Below are 8,023 nucleotides of genomic sequence, written 5' to 3'. Positions count from 1 at the left end.
CCGATGTCCGAGGCAAAGGCCTGCTCACCGGCGCCGAGATGGTTGCCGATCCCGACACGCTGCGGCCGATCGAACAGGGCAAGAAAGCCACGCAGCGCCTGCTCGACCTCGCCTACGAGCGCGGGCTGATCATCTACGGCCGCAGGGTCAAGGGCGGCATCGACGGCGACAATTTCATGGTCGCGCCGCCGATGATCGTCACCAGGGAGCAGGTCGGCGAGATCGTCTCCATTATCGGCGACTCGCTGGAGGTTTTGGCCTCCGAGTTCGACCTGCCGGTCGAAGGCCAGGGGTAACAGAATGGGCCTGAGAAAAGTCATCATCACCTGCGCCGTCACCGGTTCGGTGCACACGCCGTCAATGTCGCCCTATCTGCCGGTGACGCCGGACCAGATCGCCACCGACGCGATCGCCGCGGCAGAAGCAGGTGCTTCCATCCTGCATCTTCATGCCCGCGACCCAAAGGACGGTCGCCCGACTGCCGATCCGGACGTGTACATGAAGTTCCTGCCGCGCATCAAGCAGGCAACCGACGCGGTGATCAACATCACCACCGGCGGCTCGTCGCTGATGACGCTTGACCAGCGGCTGGCAGCACCGTTGCGGGCCGAGCCCGAAATGTGCTCGCTCAACATGGGTTCGATGAATTTCGCGCTGTTCCCGATGCTCGACAAGCCAAGGGAGTGGCAGCACGAGTGGGAGCCGAAGCTGCTTGAAGCCACGCGCGACACCATTTTCAAGAACACTTTCGCGGACCTGGAGGGCGTTCTCGAAAGGCTCGGCAAGGGCTGCGGCACGTGCTTCGAATTCGAATGCTATGATGTTGGCCATCTCTATTCGCAGGCGCATTTGCGCGATCGCGGTCTGGTGCGGCGCCACTTTTTCTCCAGTTCGCGCTCGGCATTCTGGGGAGCATCGGCGCCGATCCCGACAATCTTATCCGCATCAAGCGCATCGCCGACAAATTGTTCGGCGATAGCTACCAGAGGCGATGGTTCCGAGATGCTAGCGTTCCATGGCTTCCCCCTATGTCCTGTCGGGCATCCCATTGGACAAGACGGGCCATCTTGATGGCCTTCGCCAAACTCAAAAGTGGCAGGAGGAGAGCCGGCGCCTTAACTCCCGATCTCGGGGGAGATGTCGGGCAGGACAGAGGGGCGCGCCTCGGGCGCCATACTCTCAATGAGCACAGCCGCGCAAACCGGAACTCTACGCCCCGGCCGGACCAACGAGGTCGGGACCATTCATGCCGCGCTGCTGCGCCTCGGCACCCATATCGGCGTCCATCAGGAAATCAAATCGACGCCAGAAGATCTGCGCCGCTATGGCTTCGGCGACAAACCGGCCTTCTCGACTTTTATCGCCGAGGTCGATGGCGAGTTTGCCGGCCTGTGCCTGCACACTCCGATCTTCTCGACCTGGATGGGCCGCCCGGGCGTTTATGCGCAGGATCTCTACGTCGAGGACCGCTTTCGCGGTCGGCGGATTGGCGAAAAACTCCTGCGGCGCTTGTCCAGGGAATGCCGAGTTGCGGGCGGTGCCTATCTGAGGCTGTCCGTCGACACCGACAATGAAACCGCCAAGGCCTTTTATGAAAGGCTTGGCATCGCTTGGTCGAACTACGAACAGGTGCAAAAAATCATCCGCAAGGCCTTCTTCGCCTTTGCCGATGAGCCAGAGGAGTGACGATGAAAGCCTACTACGCCAATGAACAAAAACGCCACGAGCCCAAGGCCTACCTCTCCAGCGGCACACCCTGGCCCCACCCTGAAAAACCGGAACGGGTCGAGCGATTATTAGCCGGCGCATCATCAGCCGGTTTGACCGTTGAACGGCCCAAGGATCATGGCCTTGGCCCGATCACCGGCGTGCACACACCCGAATATCTTGACTTCCTCGAGCACATTTTCGCGCGATGGCAGCGCATCGAAGGCGCCTCGGCAGAAGTTGTCCCGAATATCCATCCGATCACCCGCAACGGCTCCTACTCTGGTTCGCCGGTCGGCCAGGCCGGCTATCATATGGCCGACACCGTGTGCCCGATCTCGACCGAGACCTGGAACAGCGCGCTCTGGAGCGCCTGGAGCGCAGTCGAAGCCGCCGAAGACGTGAAAGCGGGGGCGCCTTCGGCCTACGCACTTTGCAGACCGCCCGGCCACCATGCCTTCGCCGACATCGCTGGCGGCTTCTGCTTCATCAACAATTCGGCGGTCGCAGCGCAGGCGCTGCGAAGGAGTGCTGCGCGCGTCGCGATCCTCGACGTCGACCTACATCACGGCAACGGCACGCAAGGCATCTTCTACGCAAGGCCCGACGTGCTCACCGTCTCGCTGCATGCCGATCCGGTGTGCTTCTATCCCTTTTTCTGGGGCTACGCCGGCGAGCGCGGCGAAGGCGCCGGCCTCGGCTACAACCTCAACCTGCCGCTGCCACACAAATCGGGCGACGCGTCATTTCTGGAAGCGCTCGCAATTGCCCTCCGGCGCATTCGCGCATTCGCGCCCGAAGCGCTGGTAGTGGCGCTCGGTCTCGACGGCTTTGAGGGCGATCCGTTCGGCGGCCTGTCGGTGACGACGCTTGGCTTCTCGCGCATCGGAGAGGCGATAGCCGGGCTCGACCTGCCGACGGTCATCGTCCAGGAAGGCGGCTATCTTTGCGATGCGCTCGGTGACAACCTCACCGCCTTCCTGACCGGCTTCGGCGATAGGAGAGGCCCTTGATGAGCGGCTCGACACCAACGGTATCGAAGCGCCGGCCCGGCAACAGGACAAAGCACACGAGATTGCCAAGGGCATCGCTGAGCGCCAGATTTTGGTGGTCATGCCGCCCTTCGAAAGCCGTCAAGGCCAACAGGACGATCGAGCCGATCGCGCTGGCCTTGGAGGCGAGACCCGACGGGTTCTCGCTGGCCGTGGCTGTGGGCGCGCGACATCGAGGGGCACGTCATCCATTCGACCAGCGTTGCGGTTATCGCCTGAGCATCGCCATGCGAGACCGACCGGTTGGACACGGCGATGTGTTCCTGGGCTGGCTGCGAAGCGAGCGCGGGCATTGCCGTTGCGATCCTCACGCTCAAGGAAGAAGATGCCAGACGTCCAAGCCGTGAGCTGGAAAGTCTGGGTGGGCGAGCGCAAGCGGATCATCAACCGCATCAAGGCGGCCCTGGCGTGGCTCGGGATCCGCGGCTTCAACTAGCTGCGCAGAGCGGTGGAATGCCGTGACGCGCTCCGTGACAACGCATGATGTGCCGCTGCCACTCGCCCCCTCGCGCGTCTGGAGCAGGCGCCGGTTACGGGGAGCCACATGCGATGGTGCGCCTGATGCCAGCGTGAGCGGGCATCGGCGTCGAGACCGCCGGCATCGTGGGCATCTGTAGATGATGACGGAAACGTTCGAGACCGTTGATCCCGTCACCTATGCCGATTACGCTGAAGCCCTGACGCGCGATCCGCTGATCGCGTTTCTGACGACGGAGCGGACAGCGGGGGGCACCGTGAGCCGCAAGTACGACGCTGTTTGTGCCGCCCTGCACTCATCTGGCGTATGGTTGCTGCACGAGCGCTTTATCGGAGTCATAACCCTTGCTGGTCCACTTGCAGCCATCGCATCAGTTCACGGCGCCGTGCTGACAGCAGCGCAGAGCCATCTCTTTCGATCCAATCGTAAACACCCTTGCCGCTGGGAGCTCCGCAATGCCCACCCCGGACCAAAGCCGCGACCTGTTCCGGTGGTTCAGACGAAGTGTCGAGCGAGGGTACCAGGAAGCGAGCAAAATGATACATCGTGTCAAGACCGCCCAGGTCCGCTGATTCGATCGGTCCGGTCACGGCAAGCCGTCGTCCGATCGAATGCCGGACCACCGAGTCGATGGCTTCGGCCGAAGCAACACCCGCCGCCCAAAGCGCCCAAGCCTCACGAAGTGCTGCAAATTGGATGCGATTGCCGATGAATCCAGGCACTTCGCAATCGATGACGACGGGCTTCTTTCCAACACCGCCAAGAATCGCACATGTACGCCCGATCACGGCCTTGGTCGTGGCACGGCTGCCACAAACCTCAACGAGCGGAATCAGTTGGGGCGGATACCAAAAATGCGCGGCGATGACCCGCTCCTTGCGCTCGACCCATTTATCGACGGCACTGGCCGGATGGCCGCTGGAAGTCGCGAGTACGGTATCGGAACGACAGATCCCGTCGAGTTTGGAGAATATGTCGAGCTTGAGTTCCATGTCCTCAGGAACGGCTTCGATAACGAATTCCGCCGCTGCCGCTGCTTGTAACTCGGTTGAAGTTCGGATCTTCGCCACCGCTGCTTTCGCGGACGAAGCGCTCAGCAATTCAGCCTGAACAAATTCGTTGAGGCTCGCGCCAATCCGCTGGCGCGCGCCCTCGAGGCTCTCCTGGCTGCGACCAATGAGACAGACCTCCCAGCCCGCCTTCGCGAACACCTCCGCGATTCCGTGTCCGATCGCCCCGTTGCCGACAACGGCCATGCTCCCAAGACCAGCAGCTTTCATTGCCACCCTTTCTCCGTTCGATAACTGAAACTGATTCGAGCTACCTCTGACGAAGCGGGAGGCGGGCAACTACTTCGCGGTTGACAACAACCTGCGGGCGCATCGGATGGTCCTATCCCTGCGCCGGCAATGTACACCTTGGCGACCGCCGAGCAGACACTCGTTGCTTCGGGGGTCGCAGACCTAGATGCGAGGCAAGCGGCCAACCGTGCGCAAGATCAAGCCCCTCGTTTCGGATGAAACCCAAAGCCCGAAACCAGAGCCTACCGAGATCGCCGGAGCCGAGAGACTGAGAGCGTTTGCGCCCGAGAAGATCCAAGAGACGGCTCCGATCCTCGTTGAGCAGCTTTGGGGCATCCTCAAGGACATCCGGGAGGCGCTTGAGCCGCATTTCGAAGGCAAGAAGGTCGCCAACGGAGCTCTCGTCGGGAAAGTGGAGCATGCAGCTCGCAGGGCCGAAGCCGAGCTGCAGAGCGTGGCGGTCTTTGTCGACCCGAACTCCCAAAGAGCGATTGGATCGTACATCCGGCGCGCTTACCACATGGAAGCCCCTGGAAGGTTTCCCTGGTCCTTTACAAACTCGGGGGCCGCGAGGATTGGCCCGACGCCAGCGAACTGGGAGCCTGCCTAGGCGTCCTGCACCGGAACGAAAGTGAAGCGCTCGCCTCCTCACTGGAGCGACCGGCTGCCGCCCAACGGGGGCATCCGCGACTGCGCCCGGCGGCACCCAACTCTGTGTAGGATCCTGCACCCGAGCTCGGCGAACCGCAGTCCCGCACATGATCGTAGCTTCCAACTCAGTCTGACAGTAAATCTCTGGTCGCCAAAGGCAAAGAAGTTGCTCCCTGGCGGGGACGCCTCGTCGGCGAGAGGTGGAAGGACATCTTGCCAACCGGCACCTCGCGCAGCCCTGAGCGCACTGCCAATGGATGGACCTTTGGAGGCGTTCGGACGCACTCTGACCGATCACCGCGCCGATCTGGCTCGAACTCGCTCTATACATGCCGCTTTGTTCGGTCATTCAAACCGCCATCGATTTTTCTCGAGCAGCCTCAACCGCTTCGCTCAGTATATGATCGGCGCGCTGGGGATCTGACCATGCCGCCTGCGCATCTGAAGAGAGAGACTGCAAAGGATCCGGATATATGAAAAGCTGGTCCGGCCGGACAGATGGAGCCCGGTACACAGCAATCCCAGCCTGACTGTCATAAAGCTCAAAGCTGTGGACGTCGCGCTTTCCACCGCCTCCCGGCGTGTCGACAACGAACAACGGAGTGTTATACCCAGCCGTGATCCCGCGTACGGCCCTTTCTATCTGACATGCTAGTTTTACCGAACACCGCATGTGCTCGATTCCGTCGACAAGATCACAATTATACACGTAGTATGGCTGGATATGTAGGTCTGAGAGTTTTTTGACGAGCTGTTTCATAACCTCGGGATCGTCATTGACACCAGCCAGCAGAACCGACTGATTGCGCATCCTTATTCCCTGCTTGAAAAGAAGCTCTGCAGCCGCAATCGTGTAGTCGGTGATTTCTCCAGGATGGTTGAAGTGGGTGTGAAATGAAATCTCTACGCCCTGATGCCGGCCAGCATCGCTAATTTTGACAAGAGCATCAGTCCATTCATGATCGCTTGTGATTTTCATAGGCAGTACAGCGAGCCCTTTCGTCGCGAATCGGACGCGGCGAATTGAGGGGATGGACAGAAGATCCATGCCGACCGCCAAAAGTCGGGAAGGTTTGAGCCGGAAGCAATCTCCCCCCGACACCACTACGTCAACGATGGCGGGGGTCGCCCGAAGATGTGCCAGGATAGTATCCCATCGGCTCTGGAATGGCGATGGCCTTTTCTTCAAGACCGACGACGTGTCTAGACCGACGCTGTAACTGCGGGTGCAAAAACGACAATAGACCGGGCAGCGATCCGTTACGAGTAAAAGTGCCTTGTCCTGATAGCGATGCACCAGTCCATCTACAGGTGAACTTTCTCGTTCATGTAACGAATCCATTTTCAGCAACGGGTGAGATGGAAGAATTTCGCTTCCAACAGGAATGAATTGCTTGCGGATTGGATCTTGGAGAAAATTCGACCAGTCGATCAAGTTCAGCAAATAAGGCGTAATCCGCATCGCCATCGGCGCACGCGCGAGGCCGAGCTCAATGTCTCGTATCAGACTGCCGTCGGGGTCGACCCCCATCCATTCGCGCAACTGGTCAACGCGAGTAACGGCATGACGCTCTTGCCATGCAGCGTCAGCGAACTCGTTTCTCATTTCATGCGCAATACTGCTCATCGGAGCTTCGCTTGAGACGGCGGCAACAGTATACGTGAGCGTGGTCATTGAGGGTTCTCCCCAGTCGGTGACGCGTTTGCGGATATCGGCGCATGTACCATGCCAAGGAGACAATCCTTTTACGACAATGTGATAGCGCTAGTACTGTTATTCGCATGTCCGATTTTGTCGGACATACGACAATGAGAAATGCATTGACAAACGCGGAAAGTCGCCGTCGCCTCCGGAGGAACCCTATTCGCCAATCTAGGGAAAGCCCGCCGTCATCTACTGGGTTCTGTCGCGATTCGAGGTTTCCATGCGAAAAGCAGTTTGCAGGCGCTCAGCATAACCGGCGAGGAAAAAGCTGCGCGTGTGCCGCCCATCAAGCGCTTGTGTTTCGCCGTGCAAAATTGGACGCCGATATGGAGTGCGCCCCTTGGGGTGGACAGATCGTACTGAGGAATTGACCATGGCTGTCGGGTTTTCAAAGAGAGAACCATGGCAAGACATCGTAGTTATAGCATCACGTTTAAGCGTCAGGTCGTACAGGAATATCTGTCGGGCGAGACGCTGCACAGTTTGGCGAAACGGCACGACATGACGCGCACCCTGATCCGCGTCTGGATTGGCAAGTATGAGGCAAGCGGTTTCGATGAAGATACAGCTTCGAAAATCTGGACAATCGAAAGTTCGGGCGAAATCAGCGAACGGAAGGCATGGAGCACGGGCAAATCACGGCGTCGACTGCGATTCCGACTCTATGAACTTATTCGCACCGTCCGTGAATCCCGCAACTGCACCAAATATGCGGAAGAACCCCTGATTGACGCGCTCTCACGTTGATTGCCGCGCCGCAGGTGAAAGCATCGGCAAAGCCGAAAGCCAAAGCCAAAGCCTAAGCACCCGTGGTTGTGGAACTTCTGGACTCCGTGCCCTAACGGACACATTCTCCCTCGGGGGAATGCGATGGGCAATGTGGTTCACTCCAAATTGTCCAGGCCGAGCAAGCCATGGTGGGGCGCTTCGCGTCACTCGACTCATGGCTGTTTTGGCGCTGCTGGGGGTTACATCCGTCGGGATCGTCGGCCAAACGGGCGATAGCCGGGAAGCACGGCCGCGATTGGGGCCGTGCAGCGGTGACGCGACGGCGCCTGGTTGTGTGCGTCAAGTTCTGCAAAATGGGGCGGCCATGATGCTGGTCATGCGGCTTGGCGCAGAGCGAGCT

Annotated in this window: 6 protein-coding genes and 3 pseudogenes; 6 read left to right on the top strand and 3 right to left on the bottom strand. The window is 59.8% G+C overall.

Features of this window, described 5'->3' with window-relative positions; translation table 11 throughout:
* The 4 genes and pseudogenes from NKI61_RS31430 to NKI61_RS31415 form a co-directional block, all read left to right on the top strand.
* A pseudogene (locus NKI61_RS31430) lies at positions 1 to 296 on the top strand (aspartate aminotransferase family protein); the annotation flags it as partial.
* A gap of 4 nt (positions 297 to 300) precedes the next feature.
* Positions 301 to 986, top strand: a pseudogene (locus NKI61_RS31425) (beta-keto acid cleavage family enzyme); the annotation flags it as partial.
* A gap of 196 nt (positions 987 to 1,182) precedes the next feature.
* Positions 1,183 to 1,686: a GNAT family N-acetyltransferase gene (locus NKI61_RS31420; RefSeq protein ID WP_352842242.1), complete on the top strand. Its 504-nt coding sequence runs from the start codon at positions 1,183 to 1,185 to the stop codon at positions 1,684 to 1,686.
* 2 nt (positions 1,687 to 1,688) lie between these two features.
* On the top strand, positions 1,689 to 2,720 hold the full coding sequence (locus NKI61_RS31415; protein WP_352842240.1) for a histone deacetylase family protein: 1,032 nt from the start codon (positions 1,689 to 1,691) through the stop codon (positions 2,718 to 2,720).
* On the opposite strand, the pseudogene NKI61_RS33025 reads toward NKI61_RS31415, so the two are convergent.
* Both NKI61_RS33025 and NKI61_RS31410 read right to left on the bottom strand, forming a co-directional pair.
* A pseudogene (locus tag NKI61_RS33025) lies at positions 2,704 to 2,834 on the bottom strand (IS5/IS1182 family transposase); the annotation flags it as partial. The gene NKI61_RS31415 and the pseudogene NKI61_RS33025 overlap by 17 nt on opposite strands.
* 738 nt (positions 2,835 to 3,572) lie before the next feature.
* Positions 3,573 to 4,517 (bottom strand): 3-hydroxyacyl-CoA dehydrogenase family protein, encoded by a 945-nt coding sequence (locus NKI61_RS31410; protein WP_352842238.1) that lies wholly within the window; start codon positions 4,515 to 4,517, stop codon positions 3,573 to 3,575.
* Positions 4,518 to 4,725: 208 nt separating this feature from the next.
* Between NKI61_RS31410 and NKI61_RS31405 the strand changes: the two genes are divergently transcribed.
* The gene (locus NKI61_RS31405; protein WP_352842236.1) at positions 4,726 to 5,148 is read left to right on the top strand and encodes a hypothetical protein; all 423 of its coding nucleotides are present in this window, start codon (positions 4,726 to 4,728) and stop codon (positions 5,146 to 5,148) included.
* A gap of 390 nt (positions 5,149 to 5,538) precedes the next feature.
* Here the strand turns inward: NKI61_RS31405 and NKI61_RS31400 are convergent, their stop codons facing one another.
* Positions 5,539 to 6,864 (bottom strand): KamA family radical SAM protein, encoded by a 1,326-nt coding sequence (locus NKI61_RS31400; RefSeq protein WP_352842234.1) that lies wholly within the window; start codon positions 6,862 to 6,864, stop codon positions 5,539 to 5,541.
* A gap of 432 nt (positions 6,865 to 7,296) precedes the next feature.
* On the opposite strand from NKI61_RS31400, the gene NKI61_RS31395 reads away from it, so the two are divergent.
* Complete coding sequence (locus NKI61_RS31395) at positions 7,297 to 7,641, top strand: helix-turn-helix domain-containing protein (RefSeq protein WP_352842232.1); 345 nt, start codon at positions 7,297 to 7,299, stop codon at positions 7,639 to 7,641.
* The last annotated feature ends 382 nt before the right edge of the window (positions 7,642 to 8,023 follow it).

The sequence above is a fragment of the Mesorhizobium sp. M0514 genome (genome assembly GCF_040321145.1).
GTDB lineage: Bacteria > Pseudomonadota > Alphaproteobacteria > Rhizobiales > Rhizobiaceae > Mesorhizobium.
The sequence above is the reverse complement of the archived record's forward strand: the minus strand, read 5'-3'. Positions and strand labels throughout refer to the sequence as shown.

Bases quoted from the DNA above. Each gene is read 5' to 3' on its own strand.
- NKI61_RS31420 (WP_352842242.1), top strand. From the start codon at position 1,183: ATGAGCACAGCCGCGCAAACCGGAACTCTACGCCCCGGCCGGACCAAC.
- NKI61_RS31415 (WP_352842240.1), top strand. From the start codon at position 1,689: ATGAAAGCCTACTACGCCAATGAACAAAAACGCCACGAGCCCAAGGCC.
- NKI61_RS31410 (WP_352842238.1), bottom strand. From the start codon at position 4,517: ATGAAAGCTGCTGGTCTTGGGAGCATGGCCGTTGTCGGCAACGGGGCG.
- NKI61_RS31400 (WP_352842234.1), bottom strand. From the start codon at position 6,864: ATGACCACGCTCACGTATACTGTTGCCGCCGTCTCAAGCGAAGCTCCG.
- NKI61_RS31395 (WP_352842232.1), top strand. From the start codon at position 7,297: ATGGCAAGACATCGTAGTTATAGCATCACGTTTAAGCGTCAGGTCGTA.